We start from the raw sequence: 21858 nt of genomic DNA on the forward strand, positions 1-21858 counted from the left end.
GCCACGACAGGGAGAGGCTAAAGGATCATGAAGCGAGCCAAGACTGGCAAGTACGTGCAGATCAGAAACGACGAGAGCGTCGACCCCGCCGTCATGCGCGTCACGCGCGTGGAGGAGACGTGGCCCGGGTCGGCTGCGTCGCCGCAGGGCGGGGAAGGCGGGGAGGGTGCCGGCGGAGGCGGAGCGAGGGCTGCGCAGCTTCTGAGCGGAGCCTCCGCCGGCACCCTCCCCGCAGACGCCGACGCCGCGCCGGCCGCCGACCCGGCCGCCCTGCGCATCGGCATCGACGTGGGCTCGACCACGGTGAAGCTGGCCGTGCTCGACGCCGCCGACGAGGTGCGCTGGTCGGTGTACCGCCGCCACCACGCCGACGTGCGCGCCACCATCATCGAGGTGCTGCGCGAGGCCGCCGCCGCCTTCCCCGACGAGGCCATGACCGTGGCCATCACCGGATCCGGCGGGCTTCTGCTGTCGCAGTGGCTGAACGTCGCCTTCGTGCAGGAGGTCATCGCGTCGAAGACGGCGGTCGAGACGTTCATCCCCCGCACCGACGTGGCCATCGAGCTGGGCGGCGAGGACGCCAAGATCATCTACTTCGACAACGGCATCGAGCAGCGCATGAACGGCACCTGCGCCGGTGGCACGGGCGCGTTCATCGACCAGATGGCGGCGCTCCTCAACACCGACGCGGGCGGCCTGAACGAGCTGGCGAAGAGCCACGAGACCATCTATCCCATCGCCAGCCGCTGCGGCGTGTTCGCCAAGACCGACGTGCAGCCGCTTTTGAACGAGGGCGCGCGCAAGGAGGACATCGCCGCGTCCATCTTCCAGTCCGTGGTCACCCAGACCATATCCGGCCTGGCATGTGGGCGCCCTATCAGGGGAAACGTCGCCTTCCTCGGCGGCCCGCTCCAGTATCTGCCCGAGCTGCGCGCCCGCTTCTACGAGACGCTCGCCCTCGACGAGGACCACATCCTCGTGCCCGAGAACGCGCACCTGTTCGTGGCGTCGGGCTGCGCCATCGCCGGCGCGGCCGAGGGCGCGGCCCCCGAGCGGCTCGCCGACATCCTCACGCGCCTGGAGGGCCTGGGCGATATGCAGGGGTCCGAGGTGGTGCGCCTGGCGCCGCTGTTCGCCGACGACGCCGAGTACGCCGCCTTCCGCGAGCGCCACGACGCCGAGCGGGTGCGCCGCGCCAGCCTGGCCGACTACCGCGGCACCGCCTTCCTCGGCATCGACGCGGGCTCGACCACCTTCAAGGCCGCCCTCATCGGCGGCGACGGCGCGCTTCTGTGGTCGACCTACGCGTCGAACAAGGGCGACGTGCTCGGCTGCGCGAAGGCGGCGCTCGCCGACCTGTACCGCGCGCTGCCGACCGATGCCGCCACCGGCGAGCCGCTCGTGACCATCGGGCACGCCACCGTCACCGGCTACGGCGAGGGCCTGCTCCTCGAGGCGCTGCGCGTCGACTCCGGCGAGATCGAGACGGTGGCGCACCTGCGCGGCGCCCAGGCGATGCTGCCCGGCGTCGAGTTCATCCTGGACATCGGCGGCCAGGACATGAAGTGCCTGCGCGTGAAGGACGGCGTCATCGACCACATCATGCTCAACGAGGCGTGCTCGAGCGGCTGCGGCAGCTTCATCGAGAGCTTCGCGAGCGGGCTCGACCTGGACGTGGCCTCCTTCGCCGAGACCGCCATCCGCGCCGAGAGCCCGGTCGATCTGGGCAGCCGCTGCACCGTGTTCATGAACTCGCGCGTGAAGCAGGCCCAGAAGGAGGGCGCCACGGTGGGCGACATCGCCGCGGGCCTGGCCATCTCGGTCATCAAGAACGCGCTGTTCAAGGTCATCAAGATCCGCGACCCGCACGACGTGGGCACCAAGGTCATCGTCCAGGGCGGCACGTTCCTGAACGACGCGGTGCTGCGCGCCTTCGAGCAGCTCTCCGAGGTGAACGCCGTGCGGCCCGACATCGCCGGCAACATGGGCGCGTTCGGCGCGGCGCTTCTGGCCCGCGACCGCTACGAGGCGGCCCTCCAGCGCGACGTGCGCGCCGAGCCGCCGACGTCGTCGCTGCTCACCCTCGACGCCATCGAGGCGCTCGCACCCACCCACAGGACGGTGCGCTGCAAGGGCTGCGCGAACGCCTGCCTGCTCACCGTGAACGACTTCGGCGTCGACGAGGCCACGGGCAAGCACCGCCGCTTCATCACCGGCAACCGCTGCGAGAAGGGCGAGAGCCTCGGCGCGGGCAAGGGCGCCGCGCAGGTGCCCAACCTCTTCGAGTACAAGAGCCGCCGGCTGTTCGACCACTACGAGCCGCTCGCGCCCGAGGACGCCCCGCGCGGCACCGTGGGCATCCCGCGCGCGCTCAACCAGTACGAGAACTTCCCCTTCTGGTTCACCTTCTTCACGCGCCTGGGCTACCGCGTCATCCTCTCCGACCCGTCCACGAAGAAGACCTACGAGGCGGGCATCGAGTCCATGCCGTCCGAGAGCGTGTGCTACCCGGCCAAGCTCTCCCACGGCCACATCATGAACCTGCTGGACAAGCGGCCCGACTTCATCTGGATGCCGTGCTCCAAGTGGGAGCGCCAGGAGGACGAGACCGCGGGCAACCACTTCAACTGCCCCATCGTGGCGAGCTACCCCGAGGCGCTGCGCCTCAACATCGACGAGCTGCGCGGCGGCGACGTGCCGCTGCTCACGCCGTGGCTGCCCTACGACAACAAGGAGCACCTGAAGGAGCGCCTGTTCGTGGAGCTGGGGCGCAACCTGGCCGACGCGGCCGGGCGCCACGGCGCGCCGCTTGCGGCCGACGAGGTGGCCGCCGCGGTGGACGCCGCCTGGGCCGAGGACGAGGCGTTCAAGCGCGACATGCGCACCAAGGGCGTCGAGACGCTCGCCTGGATGGAGGAGACGGGCACCCGCGGCATCGTGCTGGCGGGGCGCCCCTACCACAACGACCCGGAGATCAACCACGCCATCCCCGAGCTGCTCACGAGCTTCGGCCTGGCCGTGCTCACCGAGGACTCGGTGGCGCACCTGGGCCAGCTCGAGCGGCCCATCCGCGTGGTCGACCAGTGGATGTACCACACGCGTCTCTACGCGGCGGCGAAGGTGGTCACCCAGCGCAAGGACCTCGACCTCATCCAGCTGAACTCCTTCGGCTGCGGCCTGGACGCGCTCACCACCGACCAGGTCCAGGAGGTGCTCGAGGCGGCCGGCAAGGTGTACACGGTGCTCAAGATCGACGAGGTGTCCAACCTTGGCGCCGCCCGCATCCGCGTGCGCAGCCTGCTCGCCGCGCTCAAGGACCAGGCCGACCGCGACGCCGAGGCCGAGGCCGACGCCCGCGCCGCCGGCCACCCGTGCCCGGCCGCGTCCATCAACCTGGACGACATGGACAAGCTCGTGCCCGCCTCGTTCACCGAGAAGGCCGACGGCGTCGTGCGCGCCGCCGAGGTCGAGCAGCGCGAGGGCGCGTCCACCGAGTTCGCCCGCCCGCAGTTCACCGAGGAGATGAAGGAGGCCGGCTACACCATCCTGGCGCCGCAGATGGCCCCCATCCACTTCGACCTGCTCATCGACATCTTCCAGCGCTTCGGCTACAACGTCGAGCTTCTGCCGTCGGTGGACCACGGGGCGGTGGACGCGGGCCTCAAGTTCGTCAACAACGACATCTGCTACCCGTCCATCCTGGTCACGGGCCAGATCATGGAGGCGGTGCTGTCGGGCAGGTACGACACCGACAAGCTGGCCGTGCTCATCACGCAGACCGGCGGCGGCTGCCGCGCCACCAACTACATCGCGCTCATCCGCAAGGCGCTCAAGGCCGTGGGGCTCGGGCACATCCCCGTCATCGCGCTGTCGTTCAAGGACCTGGGCGAGGTGAACCCCGGCTTCAAGATCACGCCGAAGATGCTGCTCCAGGCCATCTACGCGCTGTGCTACGGCGATCTGCTGATGATGTGTTTGTACCGCACGCGTCCCTACGAGGTGGAGCCGGGCAGCGCCACGCGCCTGTTCGACCACTGGATGGCCACGTGCAAGGGGCAGCTGCACCGCGGCGTCAAGTACGGCGAGTTCAAGCGCACGGTGCGTCAGATCGTCGAGGACTTCGACACGCTGCCGCTGGCCGGCGAGGGCACCAAGCCGCGCGTGGGCGTGGTGGGCGAGATCCTGGTGAAGTTCCACCCGACGGCCAACAACCAGCTGGTGGACGTCATCGAGCGCGAGGGCTGCGAGGCCGTCGTGCCCGGGCTCATCGAGTTCTTCCTGTTCGGCATCGCGGGCGCCATCTTCCAGAAGGACCCGCTCGGCCGCTCGTCAAAGGGCGCGGTGGGGTCGAAGATCGCGCTCGAGGCCATCGCGAAGTTCCGCAAGCCGGTGAACGACGCCCTGCGCCGCTCGCAGCGCTTCCAGCCGGTGACCGACATCTACGAGCTGGCCGACTACGCCGAGCAGATCCTGTCGCTGTGCAACTCGATGGGCGAGGGGTGGCTGCTCACGGCCGAGATGGTCGAGCTCATCCGCGAGGGCACGCCCAACGTGGTGTGCGCCCAGCCCTTCGCGTGCCTGCCCAACCACGTGGTGGGCAAGGCGGTCATCAAGGAGCTGCGCCGTCAGTACCCCGAGAGCAACATCGTGGCGGTGGACTACGACCCGGGCGCCTCCGAGGTCAACCAGCTCAACCGCATCAAGCTGATGATCGCCGTGGCCAAGGCGAACCTGGCCGCGAAGGAGCGCGAGGCCCGCGCCGACCGCGATGCCTTCGTCGCCAAGCCCGGGAAGCCCAAGAGCGAGAAGGTGGGCTACGTGGAGATAAGGACCGAGACCGCGGAGTAGCGCCGCGCCCCGCGCCCCACGCGCGGGGCGCGGGCCCACGCGTGGGTGCGTGAGGGAGGGGTCGCCCGGGTGGGCGGCCCCTCCCTTTGCGGGCGCGTCCGCGTCCTTGCGGCTTTTTGCGCTCTCCGGGGCGTTTCATATCCATTTCGGCGAGTTTTCCGAGGGCGAGCGGCGAAAATCAGTGCCTCGCGCGAACGATGGCGCCCCTATGAAATATCGTGACCTGGGGAAATGGTAATCGCATCCCAAGAGGAGCCCTCGAAAGGCGGCCACGTGGGGCAAAGAGCCTCGGAAAACTCGCTGAAATGGATATGAAACGGCAAATCGGCTGCAAGGAGGGCGCCGCGCCGGCGCTACCTCGGCTGCACGGCGGGGAGCTTGGCTATGAGCTTGCGGTAGATGCGGTCGCGGATCCAGGGCTCGGTGGAGAGCGCCAGGGCCTCGTCGAGGGCGGCCCAGCGGACGCCGGAGTTCTCGTCGGGCTTGGGGCGCAGGGGCGCGGCGGGATCGGCCACCGCCAGGTACGTGACGTTGAGGTGCAGGTGCGAGCCGACGTAGCGGCCGCGCTTCTCGTGGCCGTCCACGGTGAGCACCTCGAGCGAGTAGATGCCGCCCGGCCCGCAGGGGACGAGGCGCGCGTCCTCGACGCCGGTCTCCTCGGCCAGCTCGCGCAGGGCGATGGAGGCCAGGTCGGCCTCGCCGTCGGCATGGCCTCCGATCCAGCTCCACGAGTCGTAGATGTTGTGGTAGACGAGCAGCGTGCGCGTGAACGTGGGATCGACCGTCCAGATGGAGCAGGCCAGGTGCGCGAGCGCCGAGCGGTCGAGGCAGGCGGGGCCGGCCGTGAGCGCGCGCAGGATGACCGGCTTGTCGACGGCCTCCTGCTCGTTGAACGGCTCGTAGGCGCGGATGTCTGCGATGAGGGCGTCGAGGGCCATGGGGATCAGGCGGCCTTCCCCGCGGCCGCGCCCGCCGCGCTGCCGGCTGGCGCCGAGCTCTCCGCCGGCGCGCCGCCAGCGGGCTGCTTGCCGCCCGCCGCGCCGGCGTCCGGCTTGACGGCCCCGCCGCCCGCGCCCGCGTCGCCGGATCCCGCGCCGCCGTTGGGCTTGGTGCCGCCGGATCCCGCGCTTCCGCCGCTGGATCCGCCGTCGCCCGCGCCGTCGCCCGGCTTCCCGGCGCCCGCGTCCGTGCCGCCGCCGTCACCGCCGGCGGGCGGCTTCGCGTCGCCTCCCGCGCCCTCGCCCGCGCCCGGCTTCCCGCTGATCGTCCCCGCCCCCGCATCACCGCCCGGCTGGGCCGCCGGCGGCTGCTCGGGGGCCGCGGGCGCCGCGGGCTGCTCGGGTTCAGCTGGCGCCGCGGGCGCGCTCGGGGCGGTCGCGGCGCCGGATCCGCCCACGTCGGCCGCCGACTTCGTCGACACGATCCCGCTCGGGTCCTCGCCCGCCTCCACCAGGGCCATCATCTCGGCCGTGGCCTCCGCGTCGTTGATGACGTAGGACACCCCGCCGATGTTCTGCGTGAACGACGGCAGCATGGCCGAGTAGATGACCAGGTCGCCCGCGTCGCGGAACTGCAGGGCCAGGTCGAGCACCTGGGCGATCGTGAGGTCGGTGGTCACGCACTTCGCGCCGGCCTCCACCACGGCGGGCAGCTGCGTGGGCGACAGGCCGAGGGCCTGGTTCACGATGGCCATGATGAGGGTGCGCTGGTGCGCCGTGCGCGTGAAGTCGCCGTCGGGGAAGGCGCGGCTGCGCGCGAAGGTGAGCGCGTGGCTGCCGTCGAGGTGCTGCAACCCCGGCTCGATGACGTTGTGGCGGTCGTAGGTGTTGTAGTCGGCCTTCACGTCGTCGATGCGCACGTCGACCTCCACGTCGACGCCGCCCAGGGCGTCCACCAGCTCCATCAGCTTGTCGAAGTTGACCTCGGCGTAGTGGGCCACCTCCACGCCCAGAAGGTCGTTGGTGGCGCGGATGACGCCCGGCACGCCGCCGTAGGCGTAGGCCGCGTTGAACTTGCAGGTGCCGTGGCCGGGGATGGTGACCTTGGTGTCGCGCGGGATGGAGACGAGGGTGACCTGGTCGGCCACGGGGTCGACGCGCGCGAGGATGTTGGTGTCGGACCGCGCCCCCATGGACGGGTCGTCGGGCCGCGCGTCCGAGCCGATGAGCAGCAGGTAGAAGGGCTCGGTGAAGTCGGAGTGGTGGGCGAGGGCCTCCTCGATCTCCTCGACCTCCTCGACGGTCTTGTCGCCCTGGGTGAGCTCCTGGTTCACGTTGGCGAGGTAGCTGGCGAAGGCGAGGCCCGCGCCGACGAGGGCGCCCACGACGGCGATAGCGCCGGCCGCGACGAGGCGCTTGCCGCGCGCCGAGAGGCGCCTTCTGGGAGCGGGGGCGTCGGGCGCAGGCGTCACGGCGGCTTCCGCAGGCGGCTCTTCCCCCGCGTCCGGGAGGCGGTCGGCGTGGGGGAGGGGGTCTCGTTCCATGGCTGCTCCTCGCTCCGGGATACCACGATTACGCCCGTATTCTACCGCGTGCGGGCTATAATTCCCGTCTATGGAAACGAGAACGGGAAAACTCATCATAGTGCCGACGCCCCTGGGCAACCTGGGCGACATGACCGACCGCGCGCGGGCGGCGCTGGTCGAGGCGGACGTGGTATGCGCCGAGGACACGCGGGTGACCGGGCGGCTGCTGGCGGCCTTCGGGATAGGGAAGCGGCTCGAGCGGCTAGACGAGGCGCTGGTGGGAACCCGCGCGGCGGCCGTCGTGGAGCGGGTGCTGGCCGGCGAGCGCATCGCCTACTGCTCGGACGCGGGGATGCCCGGCGTGTCCGACCCGGGGCTGCGCCTGGTGGCCGCGGCGCGGTCGGCCGGAGCGCCGGTGGAGGTGCTGCCCGGGCCGACGGCCGCCGCGACGGCCTACGTGGCCAGCGGCACGGTGAACCCGCGCTTCTACTTCGGCGGCTTCCTCCCGCGCAAGGCCGCCGAGCAGCGCGCCTGCCTGGAGGCCCTGCGCGGGCTGGACGCGGCGCTCATCTTCTACGAGAGCCCGAACCGGCTGGCCGCGTCGCTGGCCGTGGTGGCCGAGGCGCTGCCCGCGCGCGACGTGGCCGTCTGCCGCGAGCTGACGAAGCTCCACGAGGAGGTGGTGCGCGGGCCGGCGCCCGAGGTACGCGACGAGTTCGCGCGCCGCGCCGCGGGGCCGGGCGGCATCCGCGGCGAGATCGTGCTGGTCATCGACGGGCCGAATGCCGCCGAGGCCGCCGCCGGCGCCGAGGAGGCGGCGGCCTCGGCCGAGGCGATGGCCACCGAGCTGGCGGCCGAGGGCCTGCGCACCAAGGAGATCGCCCGCCGCGTGGCCGCCGCCTGCGGCATCGCCCGCAACGACGCCTACGACCTGGCGATGGCCGCCGCCCGCGCCCGGGATGCCGGCGCGAACGGCCCGCGCGCGGAGCGCCCGTGACGCGCGCCGGCGGCCCGCGCGGCGCCAGGGCCGAGACGCGGGTGCTCGTGGTGGACGGCCTGGAGGTGGCCCTCACCCGCAAGCGCGTGAAGAACGTGAACCTGCGCGTGCGGCCCGACGGCACCGTCGCCGTGTCGGCGCCCCCGCGCACGTCCGACGCGTTCGTCAGCGCCTTCGTGCGCGAGAAGCGCCCGTGGATCGAGGCGCGCCGCCGCGACCTGGCCGCGTCGCCCCGGGCGCGCGCCGCCGCGGCCACGCCGGAGGAGGTGGCCGAGTGGCGCGCCGTCGTCGAGGCCTGCGTGCCCGCGCTCATCGCCGCCTGGGAGCCCATCATGGGCGTGCGCGCCGGCACGGTGGCCTACCGCAACATGACGAGCCGCTGGGGCAGCTGCCAGCCGTCCACCGGCCGCATCTGCATCAACGTGCGGCTGGCGCTCTACCCGCCCGAATGCCTGGAGTACGTGGTCGTCCACGAGCTGTGTCACCTCATCGAGCGGGGCCACGGACCTCGCTTCCAGGCCGCCATGGACCGCCTCATGCCCGACTGGCGCGCCCGCCGCGCCAAGCTCCGCTGAGCCCCGGCCATCCCTGCGCCCCGCATTCCGCCCCCGCACCCCGCGCCGCCCCGCCGCTCGTCGCGCTCCGTCGCGCCCTCCATCCCTCCTTCCTTCCCCTCCTTCCGCTGTGTTTCCCTTGTGATGGCGTCGAGTATTCCCCATTTCGCTGGTAAACTGGGGAATAACTAACCACTTAGATTCTCAAACTAAATTGCCGCCGCACACGGGCGCGGGGACAGGTTGGAGGGGGAGGGCGCCATGGGCCGCTACATCATCGTCACGGAGACGGGCGGGGACATCCCCGCGGAGTTCGTCGAGCGCTACGGGCTGGAGATGGTGCCGATGCACGTGACCTTCGGCGATCGCAGCCTCGACGACGGCAGCTTCCCGGTCGCGGACATCTTCGCGCACTACCGCGCCACCGGCGACCTGCCGCGCACGAGCGGCTGCACCCCGCAGGACTTCGCCGACGCCTTCGCCCGCATCGACGCGCGCAGCGCGGGCGAGCACGTGCTGTACCTGGCGTATTCCGCCTGCACCACCTGCTCGTTCGAGTCGGCGCGCATGGCGGCCGAGGGGCGCGGCGACGTGACGGCCATCGACACGAAGTCGGTGACGGCCGGACTGTTCCTGGTGGTCACGAACACGGCGCGCTTCCTGGAGGATCACCCGGACGCGCCGCTGCCCGAGGTGGAGGCCTTCGTCGCCAGCCAGGTCGAGCGCGTGCGCATGGCGTTCATCCCCGGCGGCCTGGACTTCCTGCGCGCGGGCGGCCGCCTCAGCAACGGCGCCTACCTGGGCGCGCAGCTGCTGCGCATCAAGCCGGTCATCGAGATCCTGGACGGCAAGCTGGTGGCCACCAAGAAGCTGCGCGGGTCCATGGAGAAGGCGGTGCTGGCCCTGGTCGACGACTTCCTCTCCCGCGAGCCGCTCGACGTCGCGCGCGTGGCGCTCATCCGCAACGAGGGGCTCGACGAGGGGCTCCAGCGCCAGGTGGAGGATCGCGTCCGCGCCGCCGGCTTCCAGGAGGTCACCTGGATCGAGACCGGCGGCGTCATCTCGTCCCACTGCGGCCCCGGCTCCTTCGGCATAGCCGCCGTGGCCGCGGAGTAGGGGGGGGGCGCCGGGTGCCGCGCGCCCGGCCCGCCGCCTAGTCGGCGACGGCGTCGGCCAGGGTCATGCCGGCCAGGTAGTCGTGGATGGCGCGCTCCATGCCGCCCCAGATGCGCTGCGAGGGGCAGCCCTCGGCGCGCTCGCAGGCGAAGACGCCGCTCATGCAGTCGAGCAGCTCCAGGCCGTCCTCGCTGGCCGAGACGATGTCGGCCAGGCTGATGTCCTCGGGCGGGCGGGCCAGCTCGTAGCCGCCCTGGTAGCCGCGCGTCACGCGCAGCAGCCCGGCGGACGTGAGCGGCGCCACCACCTGCTCCAGGTACTTCTTCGAGATGCCCTGGCGCTCGGCCACGTCCTTCAGGGCGACGCAGCCGCCTTCGCGGTGCTGGGCCAGGTCGATCATGAACCGCATGCCGTAGCGGGTCTTCGTCGATATCTTCATCGGGCTCCTCTCCGGGGCTCCTCGTCCGCGCGCTGGCGCCGCCCGTCGCTCGCGGCCTCTCCCCACATCCTACGCGAGCGATGGCGATTTCGCGACCGCGGAATTAAATCTACCAAAACACTTGACATTGTCTCACGGCAGTCTATATTAAAGTCCAGCAAATTACTAGACAATGAGGATCCGAGGACACCCATGAAGCAGATATACCTGGACAACGCGTCGACCACCCCGGTTCGCCCCGAGGTACTCGAGGCCATGATGCCCTACTTCGCCGAGGACTTCGGCAACCCCTCGTCGCTCTACCCGGCCGGCCAGCGCGCCTCCGACGCCGTTGCGGCGGCCCGCGCCACGCTGGCGGGGCTCATCGGCGCCAAGCCGTCCGAGGTGTACTTCACCAGCGGCGGCTCCGAGGCCGACAACTGGGCGATCAAGGGCTTCGCCCGCGCCAACGCCGGCAAGGGGCGCCACCTGATCACCAGCGCCATCGAGCACCACGCGGTGCTGCATGCCTGCGAGGCGCTCGAGCGCGAGGGCTTTGAGGTCACCTACCTGCCCGTCGACGGCGACGGCCTGGTCGACCCGGCCGCCTTCGAGGCCGCCATCCGCCCCGACACCATCCTGGCGTCGGTCATGTTCGCCAACAACGAGATCGGCACCATCGAGCCCATCGCCGAGCTGGCCGCCATCGCCCGCGCCCACGGCGTCGCCTTCCACACCGACGCGGTGCAGGCCTTCGGCCACGAGGACATCGACGTGCGCGAGCTGGGCATCGACCTTCTGAGCGCGTCGGCCCACAAGCTCAACGGCCCCAAGGGCGTCGGGATGCTCTACGCGCGCAAGGGCGTCAAGCTGGCCAACCTCATCGACGGCGGCCAGCAGGAGCGCGGGCGGCGCGCCACCACCGAGAACGTGCCCGGCATCGTGGGCTTCGCCAAGGCCGCCGAGCTGGCCTGCGCCGAGGCGGCCGGCGAGCGCGAGCGGCAGACGGCCATCCGCGACCACGCCATCGCCCGCGTGCTCGCCGAGATCCCGCACGCGCGCCTCAACGGCAGCGCGACGAGGCGGCTGTCGAACAACGTCAACTTCTCCTTCGAGTTCATCGAGGGGGAGGGGATGCTGCTCCAGCTGGCGGCGCGCGGCATCTGCGTGTCGTCGGGCAGCGCCTGCACGTCGGGCTCGCTCGACCCGAGCCACGTGCTGCTGGCCATCGGCCTGCCGCATGAGATCGCCCACGGCTCGCTGCGCCTGACGCTCGGCCGCGACACCACGCGCGAGGACGTCGACTTCGCCATCGACTGCCTCAAGCAGACGCTCGGCAACCTGCGGATGATGAGCCCGCTTTACGAGGACTACCAGCAGGGCCGCGTCGAGTCGATCATCGAGAAGATGGCCGCCTAGGCCGCCCATCCCAGTCAGAAAGAGAGAACCATCATGGCTATGAACTACTCCGAGGCGGTCATGGACCACTTCACCAACCCGCGCAACGTCGGCGAGATCGAGGGCGCGAGCGGCTGCGGCACCGTGGGCAATGCGGTATGCGGCGATATCATGCGCATCTACCTGGACATCGACGACGACAGCGTCATCCGCGACGCCAAGTTCAAGACCTTCGGCTGCGGTGCGGCCATCGCCACCAGCTCCATGGCCACCGAGCTGGTGAAGGGCAAGACCGTCCAGCAGGCGCTCGAGGTGACCAACAAGGCGGTCATGGAGGCGCTCGACGGGCTGCCGCCGGTGAAGGTGCACTGCTCGCTTTTGGCCGAGGAGGCCATCCACGCGGCGCTGTGGGACTATGCCGAGAAGCACAACCTGGTGATCGAGGGCCTCGAGAAGCCGGTGAGCGACATCGGCGAGCACGACCACCATCACGGCGTCGAGCTCGTGGAGGATGCGGACGACCTGTAGAACGGGCGCCCCACGCGCCACGCCGCGCCCGGCGCCTCGCGCGCCGTGCCGCGCCCCGCGCGGGTGATGCGCCTCGCGCCTGACGCATCCCCGGCGCCCCGCCCTGCGCATGCCGCGGGCGGCGTTTCCGCCAAAAATCGGACTTGTGAACCGCGGAGGCGGCCCGTCGAGGGCCGCCTCCGGCGTATCGGGGGTGTTTCGCCAGGAAAAAGCCGCGGCTAACTCTCGCAGGGACTGCGTAACACCCCCGCGGGAGCGCACAAGTCCGATTTTTGGCGGAAACGCCGCCTCGCGTCTGCGAGGTGACGCACTGTTCGAGCGCGCCCAGCGCGTTTCCCGCGTCCCGAGAGCCGCCGGGCCCGCCCCGCGCGGGGCTCGCGCGCGCCCTAGCGCACGACGGCGCCGAAGGGGAGCAGCGAGAGCTTCGCCATCTTGAACAGCTGGATCCCCGGCGGCAGCCCGATGACGGTCACGCAGAACAGCACGCCGGCTACGGCGTAGTAGAGCGCCATGGGGATGCCCGCGATGACGAGCCAGACGACGTTGGCGACGAGCGAGGGCGCCCCGCCGCCGTAGACGACCGTCTTCCCGAACGGCGCCAGCGTCAGCGCCGCCATCTTGAACGCCTGGCGCCCCAGCGGGATGCCGACGATGGTCACGTAGCACAGCATCCCCGCCACGCACCACCAGAGGGCGGTGAACACCCCGCCCAGGATAATCCAAACGATATTGGCAACCGTGCTCACGAGCCCTCCGCTCCCATCGCCCCGCCCTATGCTACGATAATTGTAACGGCTCCGTATATGGAGCCGGCAGAAGAACCAGGGGAAAGGGGAGGCGGATGGCGACGAAGAAGAAGTGGAAGCTGGGGGCGAAGGCGAAGTCGTTTCTCGGGGGCATCGTCTTGGGCCTGGTGGGCGGCGCGGTGGTGGCGACCCTCCTGCTGACGTACAACCCGCCCGACCGGCCCGACTCGGCAAAGGTCGACGCCGCCATCCTGCTCGAGGAGATATCCCAGATCAACGAGCTCGCCACGGCCGAGCAGTCCTACACGGTGGCCGAGAAGGTGTCGAGCTCCAGCCGGCTCTTCGACCTGGTGGACATCCCCTTCACGGAGAAGTTCTTCATCCTGACCTACTCGGGCACCATCAAGGCGGGCGTCAACCTGGACGCGGCGTCGGTCGCGGTCGAGGGCCAGACGGTTCACGTGGCGCTGCCGCCGGCGGAGGTGCTCTCCGACGCCATCGACACCGAGAGCTTCAAGACGCTCCACGAGCAGGAGGGCCTGTTCAACCCCCTTCACGTGGATGACGTCACCCAGTACATCGACAAGACGCGCCAGGAGGCCGAGGCCGCCGCGCTCGCCGGCGAGGTGCTCGCCGAGGCCCAGGCCAACGCCGAGGCCTCCGTCCGCGCCCTCCTCACCGCCGCCCTCCCCGAGGGCTACGCCATCGAGTTCGAGCCCCCAGAGGCGGGGGAGTAGTGGGTTAGCGGCGAGCTAAGGACGCACAGCAAAGGCGCCGCTACCATGACCATGCAGGAGAGAGGAGAGTGAATATGGCAGAGCAGAAGAATGCGCCAGCGAAGACCGCCGATGACTACCAGGCGGCTGTCGACGCTGTTTTCGAGGTGGTCGGATTGGCCGCCGCTGCGGTTATTCCGGGTGGAAAGGCGGCCCTCGCGGTTCAGGCGGCCCTGCCTGTGGTGAAGGCTGCCGCCAAGGTTGCTCCGCAGGTGGGGAAGGTAGCGCAGCCCGCCCTTGGCAAGATGGCCGACGCGGCACCTGATGTGGCGCAGAAGGCGGGTGTTGCTATCGGCGATGCAGCTGCCGGTGTCGCCGGCGCGGTCGGGGCGGCGGCGAAGAGGGTGTTCGATCCCATCGGCGATGCCCTTGATGCGCGCAAGGAGGAGCAGGCCCGCGCTGAGGCGCGGCGCGTCATTCTCGAGGGCGCTGGCGTTCGGATGAGCGTCGAGCGCTTCCGAGAGAACAAGGAGACGCACGAGCGCGCTTCCGAGGAGACGTATCTCGGCTATCCGGGCTGCTACGCCATCGCCGTCTACGATCATGCGCCCAAGGAGAAGGGTTTCGGGAAATACCGCGGCATCTACGTGGGGAAGTCGCGGAGCATCGGGCAAGGTGTCGCTGATGACTTCGCCGGGCGTGGCAACGTTGATGTCTACGCCGATGCGAAATATGAGCAGGACATCCTCGTCTACCTCTTCCCGTGTCCCGAGGAGAGCCTGGACAGGCTGGAGCAGTCGCTCATCGTGGCGCTTGATGCTGATGAGTCGTATAACGTTGCTAAATAAATGACCTTTTAACTTATAGCGTCGTTTCCTCTCTTTCCCAATTTTTCCTTTCTTTCCTATTTTGTAAAGGATGGGGATCAGCGGGAGTGCGGGCTTGGCTGGTGCCGCAAAGTGGCGTTGAAGTGCACAGAATTCACGAGTTTGCGACAGTGGGAAGTGCTTTTTCGGGCTTTTGGGGCGGAATGGGGCGGAAATGCCCGGGTCTCGGGGGAAGGTTGGCCTCCAAGCTACCGGTGCGCGTCGCAAAGTCGTGAATTCTGTGCACTTGGCGCGCGTCGGCGCGCTGGCGGCGCACACGGGCGGCACGCGCGGACGCGCTGCATGCAGGCGGTGGTGGCGCTGGTGGAGGGTGCAGCGCACTTTGGCGTGGCGTGCGGCCACGCCGACGGGCGCGCCGCACGCAGGTGGCGGCGGACGTGGCGCGCGCCGCGCGGGCACGCGGGAACGCGGCGCACACGCGGCTCGTGGTACAATGAGCGGCTGTATGCTGGCGGGTTGGCGGCGTCATTGGCCGTCGGCCCCGGGAAGAGGAGTCGCTCCATGCCTAAGGGAACCTACGCGTTCACCACGCCGATCTACTACGTCAACGCCGCGCCGCACCTGGGGACGGCCTACACCACCATCGCCGCCGACACCGTGGCGCGCTACCAGCGCATGAACGGGCGCGAGGTGGCCTTCGTCACCGGCATGGACGAGCACGGCCAGAAGGTGGCCGACGTGGCCGCCGAGCACGGCATGACGCCGCAGGCCTGGTGCGACTCGATGGAGCCCGCCTTCCGCGAGGCGTGGGACATGCTCGGCATCACCTACACCGACTTCGTGCGCACCACCGAGCCGCGCCACGCGCGCTCCGTCCAGAGGTTCTGGACCGACCTCTACGACAAGGGCTACCTCTACAAGGGCGCCTACGAGGGCTGGTACTGCGTCCACGAGGAGACCTACTACGCCGAGAGCGACCTGGAGAAGGACGAGGAGGGCACCTTCGTCTGCCCCGACTGCAAGCGCCCCGTGCAGCTGATGGCCTCGGGCGAGGAGAACTGGTTCTTCAAGCTGTCCGAGTTCCAGCAGCCGCTGCTCGACTTCTACGAGGCGCACCCCGACTTCATCCGCCCCGAGTCGCGCAGAAACGAGATCGTGTCGTTCGTGAGCCGCGGGCTGAAGGACCTCTCCATCAGCCGCTCCACCTTCGACTGGGGCGTGCCGCTGCCCTTCGACGAGGGCCACGTCGCCTACGTGTGGGCCGACGCGCTCATCGCCTACCTCACGGGCATCGGGTACGCCGACCCCGACCGCCCCGGCGAGTTCGACGCCGCCTGGCCCATGCAGTACCACTTCGTGGGGAAGGACATCATCCGCTTCCACTGCGTCATCTGGCCGGCCATGCTCATGGCGGCCGGGCTGCCCGTCACCCACACCGTCTTCGGCCACGGCTTCCTCCTCACCAAGGGCGAGAAGATGTCGAAGTCGAAGGGCAACGCCGTGCGCCCCGCCGACCTGGTGCGCGTGTTCGGCGTGGACGCCTACCGCTACTACTTCATGAGCGACGTGCAGTTCGGCCACGACGGGTCCATCTCGCTCGAGCGCATGGTGCAGGTGTACAACAACGAGCTGGCCAACACCTGGGGCAACCTGGTGTCGCGCGTGTTCAACATGACGAAGAAGTACTTCGACGCGCTGGTGCCCGCGGTGCCGGTGTCGATGGCGGGCGCCGACAACCCGCTGCGCGACGAGGCCGCCGGCCTGTACGCGGCCTATGACGCGGCCATGGAGCAGGTCGACTTCACCGCGGCCGCGGCGGCGGCGCAGCGCCTGGCCGCCCGCGCCAACCGCTACATCGAGGAGACCGAGCCCTTCAAGCTGGCGAAGGATCCGGAGCGCGCCGACGAGCTGGCCTTCGTCATGTACAACCTGCTCGAGGCCATCCGCATCCTGGCGCTGTACTTCGCGCCGTTCGCGCCCGCCACGTCGGCTGAGGTCTTCCGCCGCCTGCACCTGGGCGACGTGACGGGCGTCGACGACATCGAGGCCGCCACCGCCTGGGGCCAGCTGCCCGCCGGCAACCTGGTGGAGACGGGCGACCCGCTCTTCCCCCGCCTCGACGCCGAGACCATCGACCTGGAGATGGAGTAGCCGTGGCGCGCGAGGACGAGCCCGTCTTCCGGGACCAGTTCTTCCGGAGGAAGAGGCGCAACGGGGAATGGGAGGTGGTGGCGTCGCCGACGCTGTTCACGTCGGTCGCCGACACCCACGCGCACCTGCAGCTGCTGCCCGACCCGGGGCTCGCGCTGGCGCGCGCGGCCCTGCACAAGGTGCGCTTCATCGAGACCATCGTGGACGTGTGGGAAGACGGCGATACGACCTTCGAGAAGCTGGGGGAGTGGAAGCGCGAGGGCGCCATCGGCATCCGCACCATCGCCCGCCACTGTTGAGGCGTGCCCATTCCGTGCGTGCCACGGATCCGCATCGCCATCGGGTGCCATCCCCATAACGCCGCGCACTACGACGACGCCTTGGAGGCGCGCCTGCGCGAGCGCCTGCACGACGAGAACGTGAGCGCCGTGGGGGAGATCGGGCTCGACTACCACTACGACCTGTCGCCGCGCGAGGACCAGCGCGAGGCGTTCCGCCGCCAGATCCGCCTGGCGAAGGAGGCCGGCCTGCCCGTCGTGCTGCACCTACGCGAGGCTCACGACGACGGCTTCGCCATCCTGTCGGAGGAGGGATTCCCCGAGGCGGGGACGCTGCTGCACTGCTTCAACCTGGACGCTGCCGAGCTCGCCCGCTGGGTGGACGCGGGCTGCTACATCGCCTTCGGCGGGCCGCTCACGTTCAAGAAGGCCGACTACGTGCGCGAGGCGGCCAAGCTGGTGCCCCTCGACCGGCTGCTCACCGAGACGGACGCGCCCTACATGACGCCCGAGCCCCTGCGCGGCACCACCTGCGGGCCCGAGCACGTCGTGTTCACGGCGGCCAAGCTGGCCGACGTGCGCGGCTTCGAGGGCGACCGCACGCCGGCGCGCTGGGAGTTCATGCGCCACACGCTGGAGAACGCGCTCGGGCTGCTCGACCGCGAGCCGACGCCCTGGCAGCGCGGGGAATAGGGGAAGAGGGCCGGCGCCGCCGCGCGGGCGGAGGAGCCGGAAGAAAGGCGGGCCCCGCGACCTGGTGGTCGCGGGGCCCGCGCGCGTCTCTGGCGGAGATGCGTGCGAATCGAACACACCCGAGACGTTCTGCGCGCCTCACAACGGCTTTGAAGGCCGCGGGGGCCACCAGGCCCCATTCATCTCCAGGAAGGGGCGGCCTGGTGAGGAGCCGCCCGCAGTGATGGCCATGATACCCCATGCCCGCGGCGGGAGGCGCGGGAACTTTCGTCCGTCGCCGCGACGTTGAGGCGAGGACACGTCGGGGGAGCATCGCAGCCAGGCGGGCGCTGCCGCTGCGCGCGGCAGCCGCCACGACCGGGCGGGCGCCCGGCGCGCTTGCGAGGGAGGGGCGGGCGCGCCGGGGAGCGGGGGAAGCTGGGGAAGCCTTCGCGCGCCCTAGCGCTCCACCAGGACGCGGAGGTCGCCCTCGCGGCGGGTGAGGCCCTCGGCGTCGAAGCGCTCGAGCAGCGGCATCGCGTACTTGCGGGTGATGCCCATGGCGTCCTTGAGGTCGGCGGCCGTGGCGGGCCCCCGCTCGCGGATGAGGCCGGCCACCAGCTGGCGGTAGCCCTCCACCACCGCGGCGTCGTAGAAGCGCTCCGAGTCGATGCGCACGGCGCGCCCGTCGCGCTCGAGGGCCGCGGCGGCCTTGCGGGCCTGGGGCATCGCCATGCCGGACTGCTCGCAGAACTCGGGCAGCGTCGGCGGCATCCCTGCGGCCGCGGCCAGCGCCGCGGACAGCTGGTCGGCCGCCTCGGCCTCGGCCATGCGCGCTCCGGCGCCGGCCTTGGGGTGGCTCACCTCGCCGCCGGAGCGCACCGCGGCCCCGCGCCGGACGGCCTCGTCGAGCAGCGCGTCGAAGACCGCCGGCGCCGCGGCGGGCGCGGCGGCCTGGCGCAGGGCATCCTTGGCCATGCCCGTGGCCCGGGGGTCGGCGGCGTGGAAGCCCGTGAGCGCCCGCTCCACGGCGGCGACCGCCTTCTGGATGAGGGCCGGCCGGGCGTAGAGCGGCTCGCGCCCCTCCAGCACGGCCACGGCGCCCTCGTCGGCCAGGCGCCCGAGGGCCGCGGCGGTGGTCGCCTCGTCCAGCCCCGCGGCCGCGGCCACCTCGGCCAGCGGCTCGGGCAGCGCGGCGAGCCCCAGGTGGGCCCCCACGGCGCCGTCCACGTCGCCCTCGCCGAGCGCACCGAGCAGCAGCCGCTCCTCGTCCTTGAGGTTGGTGCGTCGCCGCGGGTGGGCGGCGAGCACCGTGCCGCCGCCGATGACGTGGACGGGGGAGTAGGAGCGCACGATGAAGCGGTCGCGGTAGGCCACGGGCAGCGGCTCCTCCAGGCGCAGCTGCGCGAACGCCGTCTCGCCGGGGGCGAGCGCCTCACGCCCGTCCATGAGCAGCACGCGCCCGAGCACCTCGCGGGTGCCGTGGGCCACGTGCACGCGGGCGCCGGTCTTGAGCGGCTTGCCCAGGGCGAAGGGGTCGCGGTAGGCGAGCTCGGCGTCGAAGCGGTCGGTGGGCTCCACCGCGCCGGGCGCCGCCAGCAGGTCGCCGGGCCGCACCTCGTCGGTGGACAGCCCCGCCAGGCTCACGGCCACGCGGTGCCCGGCCGCGGCCTCGGCGGCGTCATGGCCGTGCATCTGGATGCTGCGGACGCGGGTGGCCAGCCCCGCGGGCAGCACGACGAGCGGGTCGCCCTCGGCCACGGTGCCGCTCCAGAGCGTGCCGGTGGCCACGGTGCCGAAGCCCCGCACGGTGAACACGCGGTCGACGGGCAGGCGCGCCGGGCCGTCGAGCTTGGTGCGCTCGGCGCGCGCGGCGGCCTCGTCGATGGCGGCCCGCAGATCGTCCAGGCCCTCGCCGGTGCGGCTCGACACGCCCACGATGGGCGCGCCCGCGTAGGGGCCGCCCTCAAGGCGCGCGGCCACCTCGCCGGCCACGAACTCGCGCCACTCGTCGTCCACCAGGTCCACCTTCGTGAGCGCCACCACCAGCGTGCGCACGCCCAGGAGCTCCAGCACGGCCAGGTGCTCGACGGTCTGCGGCATCACGCCGTCGTCGGCCGCCACCACCAGCAGCGCCACGTCCACGCCGGTGGCGCCCGCCACCATCGAGCGCACGAAGCGCTCGTGGCCCGGCACGTCCACCACGCCGAGCGCGCGCCCGCTCGGCAGCTCGAGCTGCGCGAAGCCGAGCTCGATGGTGATGCCGCGGCGCTTCTCCTCGGCCAGGCGGTCGGGGTCGGTGCCGGTCAGCGCGCGGACGAGGGAGGACTTGCCGTGGTCGATGTGGCCGGCGGTCCCCAGGATGAGGGAGGGCTGCGCGCTCATCGGGCCACCTCCCCGTCCCGGGCGCCGGACGGCCCGGCGTCGCCCGCCGCCCCGTAGCCTGCGCCCGCGTCCCCGCCCAGGGCGGCGGCCACGGCCTCGGCGACGAGCGGCAGCTCGTCCTCGGTCAGGGTGCGTGCGTCGAAGAGCAGCTGACCCTGGCGGATGCGGCCCACCACGGGCACGGCCGCGCGCCGGATGAGGGCCTCCTCGCAGCGCTGGGCGCCGTCCTCGGCGCGGAAGGCGAGCGCCACCGCCGCCGAGGGGATCTCCAGCAGCGGCAGGGTGCCGCCGCCCACGCAGCTCACCTCGTCGACCACCGACACCGCCGCCGCGCCGCCCACGGCGCCCTCGAGCAGCGCCGCCAGCCGCCCGGCGCGCTCGCGCACCGACGCAGCGGGCTCGGAGAGCATGGCGAGCGTGGGGATCTCGGCCAGGGCGCGCTCGGGCTCCAGGTACAGGCGCAGCGTGGCCTCGAGCGCGGCGAGCGTCATCTTGTCCAGGCGCAGGGCGCGCACCAGGGGGTTGGCCTTGAGCCGGTCGATGAGCGCGCGCCGCCCGATGACGATGCCCGCCTGCGGGCCGCCGAGCAGCTTGTCGCCCGAGAAGGACACCAGGTCGCACCCCTGGGCCAGCGCCTCGCCGGCCGTGGGCTCGGCGTCGGCGCCGAGCGCCGGCGGGCGCAGCAGCGCGCCCGAGCCCAGGTCCTCGTAGACGATGATGCCGGGCGCCGCGGGGTCGGCCGCCCGGCGCGCCGCCACGGCCGCGTCGGCGATGGCGCGCATGGCGGAGGCCGGCACCGTCTCGGTGAAGCCCACCACGCGGTAGTTGGAGGTGTGCACCTTCAGCAGCATGGCCGTGTCGGCGCCGATGGCGCGCTCGTAGTCGGCCGGGTGCGTCTTGTTGGTGGTGCCCACGCCCACCATGACGGCGCCGGACTGGGCCATGATGTCGGGGATGCGGAACGACCCGCCGATCTCCACCAGCTCGCCGCGGGACACCACGGCCTCGTGCCCGGCGGCGAACTCGGCCAGCACGAGCATGACGGCGGCGGCGTTGTTGTTGACGGCGATGGCCGCCTCGGCCCCGGTGAGCGCGCAGAGCAGCCGCTCGCAGTGGCTGTGGCGGCTGCCGCGGGCCATGGCCTCGGTGTCGTACTCCAGCGTGGAGTACGACCGCGCCGCCTCCTCGACGGCGCGCACGGCGCTCTCGGCCAGGCAGCTGCGCCCGAGGTTGGTGTGGATGATGACGCCGGTGGCGTTGACCACCCGGCGCAGCGACGGGCGCTGGAAGCGGGCGAGCGCGGCCAGGGCCCCGTCGGCCAGGGCCTGCGCCGTCACATCCGCCTCCTCGCCGGCCAGGATGCGCGCCCGGGCGGCGTCGAGGGCCGCGCGCACGGCGTCGGCCACCCGGTCGCGGGGCGCCTGGCCGAGCGCCGCCGCCAGGGCGGGGAGGTTGAGCATCTGGTCGACGCTCGGCAGCGCCCGCAGGCGCTCGTTCAGGGACTTCTCTTCGCTCATGGCTCTCCTTAGGGGGAGGGAAGGGGGGAAATTGCGTGGTACGACGCGCATTCTACCACCGCCGCGGCCCGCGCGCGGCGGCCTGGCGCCCCCTTGACAGAAGGCGGAAACCCCCCTGCGCCCCGGCCCTGCCCGCAGATCCGCCGCCCTCGCCCTCCTCCCTGGTCGCGACACGGTATTCACCAGGGAAAACTTCAGGTAGGGCCCTCATCAATGGACGGAATCTGCAGAAAGCGGCCCGCG

At 71.4% G+C, this 21858-nt stretch carries 17 protein-coding genes and 1 tRNA gene; 11 read left to right on the top strand and 7 right to left on the bottom strand.

Features of this window, described 5'->3' with window-relative positions; genetic code table 11:
• Nucleotides 1-27 precede the first annotated feature (27 nt).
• Nucleotides 28-4848 (top strand): 2-hydroxyacyl-CoA dehydratase, encoded by a 4821-nt coding sequence (locus tag LPT13_RS03585; protein ID WP_242163596.1) that lies wholly within the window; start codon nt 28-30, stop codon nt 4846-4848.
• Nucleotides 4849-5201: 353 nt separating this feature from the next.
• Here the strand turns inward: LPT13_RS03585 and LPT13_RS03590 are convergent, their stop codons facing one another.
• Both LPT13_RS03590 and LPT13_RS03595 read right to left on the bottom strand, forming a co-directional pair.
• Nucleotides 5202-5786, bottom strand: a complete 585-nt coding sequence (locus LPT13_RS03590; RefSeq protein WP_242163598.1) for an NUDIX hydrolase — start codon at nt 5784-5786, stop codon at nt 5202-5204.
• A gap of 5 nt (nt 5787-5791) precedes the next feature.
• A complete protein-coding gene (locus LPT13_RS03595; protein WP_242163601.1) occupies nt 5792-7330 on the bottom strand; it encodes an LCP family protein in 1539 nt (512 codons plus the stop codon).
• 70 nt (nt 7331-7400) lie between these two features.
• Here LPT13_RS03595 and rsmI point away from each other — a divergent pair, with 70 nt between their 5' ends.
• The 3 genes from rsmI to LPT13_RS03610 all read left to right on the top strand — a co-directional run bounded on the left by rsmI (nt 7401) and on the right by LPT13_RS03610 (nt 9979).
• On the top strand, nt 7401-8309 hold the full coding sequence (gene rsmI, locus LPT13_RS03600) for a 16S rRNA (cytidine(1402)-2'-O)-methyltransferase (RefSeq protein ID WP_242163603.1): 909 nt from the start codon (nt 7401-7403) through the stop codon (nt 8307-8309).
• A complete protein-coding gene (locus tag LPT13_RS03605) occupies nt 8306-8884 on the top strand; it encodes a M48 family metallopeptidase (protein WP_242163606.1) in 579 nt (192 codons plus the stop codon). The genes rsmI and LPT13_RS03605 overlap by 4 nt, the downstream gene beginning before the upstream one ends.
• 240 nt (nt 8885-9124) lie before the next feature.
• Nucleotides 9125-9979, top strand: coding sequence for a DegV family protein (locus LPT13_RS03610; protein WP_242163608.1), 855 nt, complete (start codon nt 9125-9127; stop codon nt 9977-9979).
• A gap of 37 nt (nt 9980-10016) precedes the next feature.
• Here the strand turns inward: LPT13_RS03610 and LPT13_RS03615 are convergent, their stop codons facing one another.
• Complete coding sequence (locus tag LPT13_RS03615; RefSeq protein WP_242163610.1) at nt 10017-10418, bottom strand: RrF2 family transcriptional regulator; 402 nt, start codon at nt 10416-10418, stop codon at nt 10017-10019.
• Between the two features lie 192 nt (nt 10419-10610).
• Here LPT13_RS03615 and nifS point away from each other — a divergent pair, with 192 nt between their 5' ends.
• Nucleotides 10611-11816, top strand: coding sequence for a cysteine desulfurase NifS (nifS, locus tag LPT13_RS03620; protein ID WP_242163613.1), 1206 nt, complete (start codon nt 10611-10613; stop codon nt 11814-11816).
• A gap of 33 nt (nt 11817-11849) precedes the next feature.
• Nucleotides 11850-12323 (top strand): Fe-S cluster assembly scaffold protein NifU, encoded by a 474-nt coding sequence (gene nifU, locus LPT13_RS03625; RefSeq protein ID WP_430622554.1) that lies wholly within the window; start codon nt 11850-11852, stop codon nt 12321-12323.
• A gap of 386 nt (nt 12324-12709) precedes the next feature.
• On the opposite strand, the gene LPT13_RS03630 is transcribed toward nifU, so the two are convergent.
• Nucleotides 12710-13069, bottom strand: a complete 360-nt coding sequence (locus LPT13_RS03630; protein ID WP_242163615.1) for a YccF domain-containing protein — start codon at nt 13067-13069, stop codon at nt 12710-12712.
• Between the two features lie 95 nt (nt 13070-13164).
• On the opposite strand from LPT13_RS03630, the gene LPT13_RS03635 reads away from it, so the two are divergent.
• The 5 genes from LPT13_RS03635 to LPT13_RS03655 all read left to right on the top strand — a co-directional run bounded on the left by LPT13_RS03635 (nt 13165) and on the right by LPT13_RS03655 (nt 17734).
• On the top strand, nt 13165-13806 hold the full coding sequence (locus LPT13_RS03635; RefSeq protein ID WP_242163617.1) for a DUF4230 domain-containing protein: 642 nt from the start codon (nt 13165-13167) through the stop codon (nt 13804-13806).
• 74 nt (nt 13807-13880) lie between these two features.
• A complete protein-coding gene (locus LPT13_RS03640) occupies nt 13881-14633 on the top strand; it encodes a hypothetical protein (protein WP_242163618.1) in 753 nt (250 codons plus the stop codon).
• A gap of 540 nt (nt 14634-15173) precedes the next feature.
• Nucleotides 15174-16763 (top strand): methionine--tRNA ligase, encoded by a 1590-nt coding sequence (metG, locus tag LPT13_RS03645; RefSeq protein WP_242163620.1) that lies wholly within the window; start codon nt 15174-15176, stop codon nt 16761-16763.
• A gap of 2 nt (nt 16764-16765) precedes the next feature.
• Nucleotides 16766-17062 carry a nitrate ABC transporter substrate-binding protein gene (locus LPT13_RS03650; protein WP_242163623.1) on the top strand — a complete coding sequence of 99 codons (297 nt, stop codon included), beginning with the start codon at nt 16766-16768 and terminating at the stop codon, nt 17060-17062.
• A gap of 18 nt (nt 17063-17080) precedes the next feature.
• Nucleotides 17081-17734 (top strand): TatD family hydrolase, encoded by a 654-nt coding sequence (locus LPT13_RS03655; RefSeq protein ID WP_242163624.1) that lies wholly within the window; start codon nt 17081-17083, stop codon nt 17732-17734.
• Nucleotides 17735-17824: 90 nt separating this feature from the next.
• On the opposite strand, the gene LPT13_RS03660 is transcribed toward LPT13_RS03655, so the two are convergent.
• From LPT13_RS03660 to selA, 3 genes are all read right to left on the bottom strand, one after another.
• Nucleotides 17825-17921, bottom strand: a tRNA-Sec gene (locus LPT13_RS03660).
• A 251-nt stretch (nt 17922-18172) separates the two neighbouring features.
• Nucleotides 18173-20098, bottom strand: a complete 1926-nt coding sequence (selB, locus tag LPT13_RS03665; RefSeq protein ID WP_242163626.1) for a selenocysteine-specific translation elongation factor — start codon at nt 20096-20098, stop codon at nt 18173-18175.
• On the bottom strand, nt 20095-21615 hold the full coding sequence (selA, locus tag LPT13_RS03670) for an L-seryl-tRNA(Sec) selenium transferase (protein WP_242163629.1): 1521 nt from the start codon (nt 21613-21615) through the stop codon (nt 20095-20097). The genes selB and selA overlap by 4 nt, the downstream gene beginning before the upstream one ends.
• Nucleotides 21616-21858: the final 243 nt, after the last annotated feature.

It is taken from the genome of Adlercreutzia faecimuris (assembly GCF_022669055.1).
GTDB classification, from domain to species: domain Bacteria; phylum Actinomycetota; class Coriobacteriia; order Coriobacteriales; family Eggerthellaceae; genus Enterorhabdus; species Enterorhabdus faecimuris.

What these genes read in the sequence shown, in the direction of transcription:
- LPT13_RS03585 (WP_242163596.1), top strand. Translation starts at nt 28, where the DNA reads ATGAAGCGAGCCAAGACTGGCAAGTACGTGCAGATCAGAAACGACGAG.
- LPT13_RS03590 (WP_242163598.1), bottom strand. Translation starts at nt 5,786, where the DNA reads ATGGCCCTCGACGCCCTCATCGCAGACATCCGCGCCTACGAGCCGTTC.
- LPT13_RS03595 (WP_242163601.1), bottom strand. Translation starts at nt 7,330, where the DNA reads ATGGAACGAGACCCCCTCCCCCACGCCGACCGCCTCCCGGACGCGGGG.
- rsmI (WP_242163603.1), top strand. Translation starts at nt 7,401, where the DNA reads ATGGAAACGAGAACGGGAAAACTCATCATAGTGCCGACGCCCCTGGGC.
- LPT13_RS03610 (WP_242163608.1), top strand. Translation starts at nt 9,125, where the DNA reads ATGGGCCGCTACATCATCGTCACGGAGACGGGCGGGGACATCCCCGCG.
- LPT13_RS03615 (WP_242163610.1), bottom strand. Translation starts at nt 10,418, where the DNA reads ATGAAGATATCGACGAAGACCCGCTACGGCATGCGGTTCATGATCGAC.
- nifS (WP_242163613.1), top strand. Translation starts at nt 10,611, where the DNA reads ATGAAGCAGATATACCTGGACAACGCGTCGACCACCCCGGTTCGCCCC.
- nifU (WP_430622554.1), top strand. Translation starts at nt 11,850, where the DNA reads ATGGCTATGAACTACTCCGAGGCGGTCATGGACCACTTCACCAACCCG.
- LPT13_RS03635 (WP_242163617.1), top strand. Translation starts at nt 13,165, where the DNA reads ATGGCGACGAAGAAGAAGTGGAAGCTGGGGGCGAAGGCGAAGTCGTTT.
- LPT13_RS03640 (WP_242163618.1), top strand. Translation starts at nt 13,881, where the DNA reads ATGGCAGAGCAGAAGAATGCGCCAGCGAAGACCGCCGATGACTACCAG.
- metG (WP_242163620.1), top strand. Translation starts at nt 15,174, where the DNA reads ATGCCTAAGGGAACCTACGCGTTCACCACGCCGATCTACTACGTCAAC.
- selB (WP_242163626.1), bottom strand. Translation starts at nt 20,098, where the DNA reads ATGAGCGCGCAGCCCTCCCTCATCCTGGGGACCGCCGGCCACATCGAC.
- selA (WP_242163629.1), bottom strand. Translation starts at nt 21,615, where the DNA reads ATGAGCGAAGAGAAGTCCCTGAACGAGCGCCTGCGGGCGCTGCCGAGC.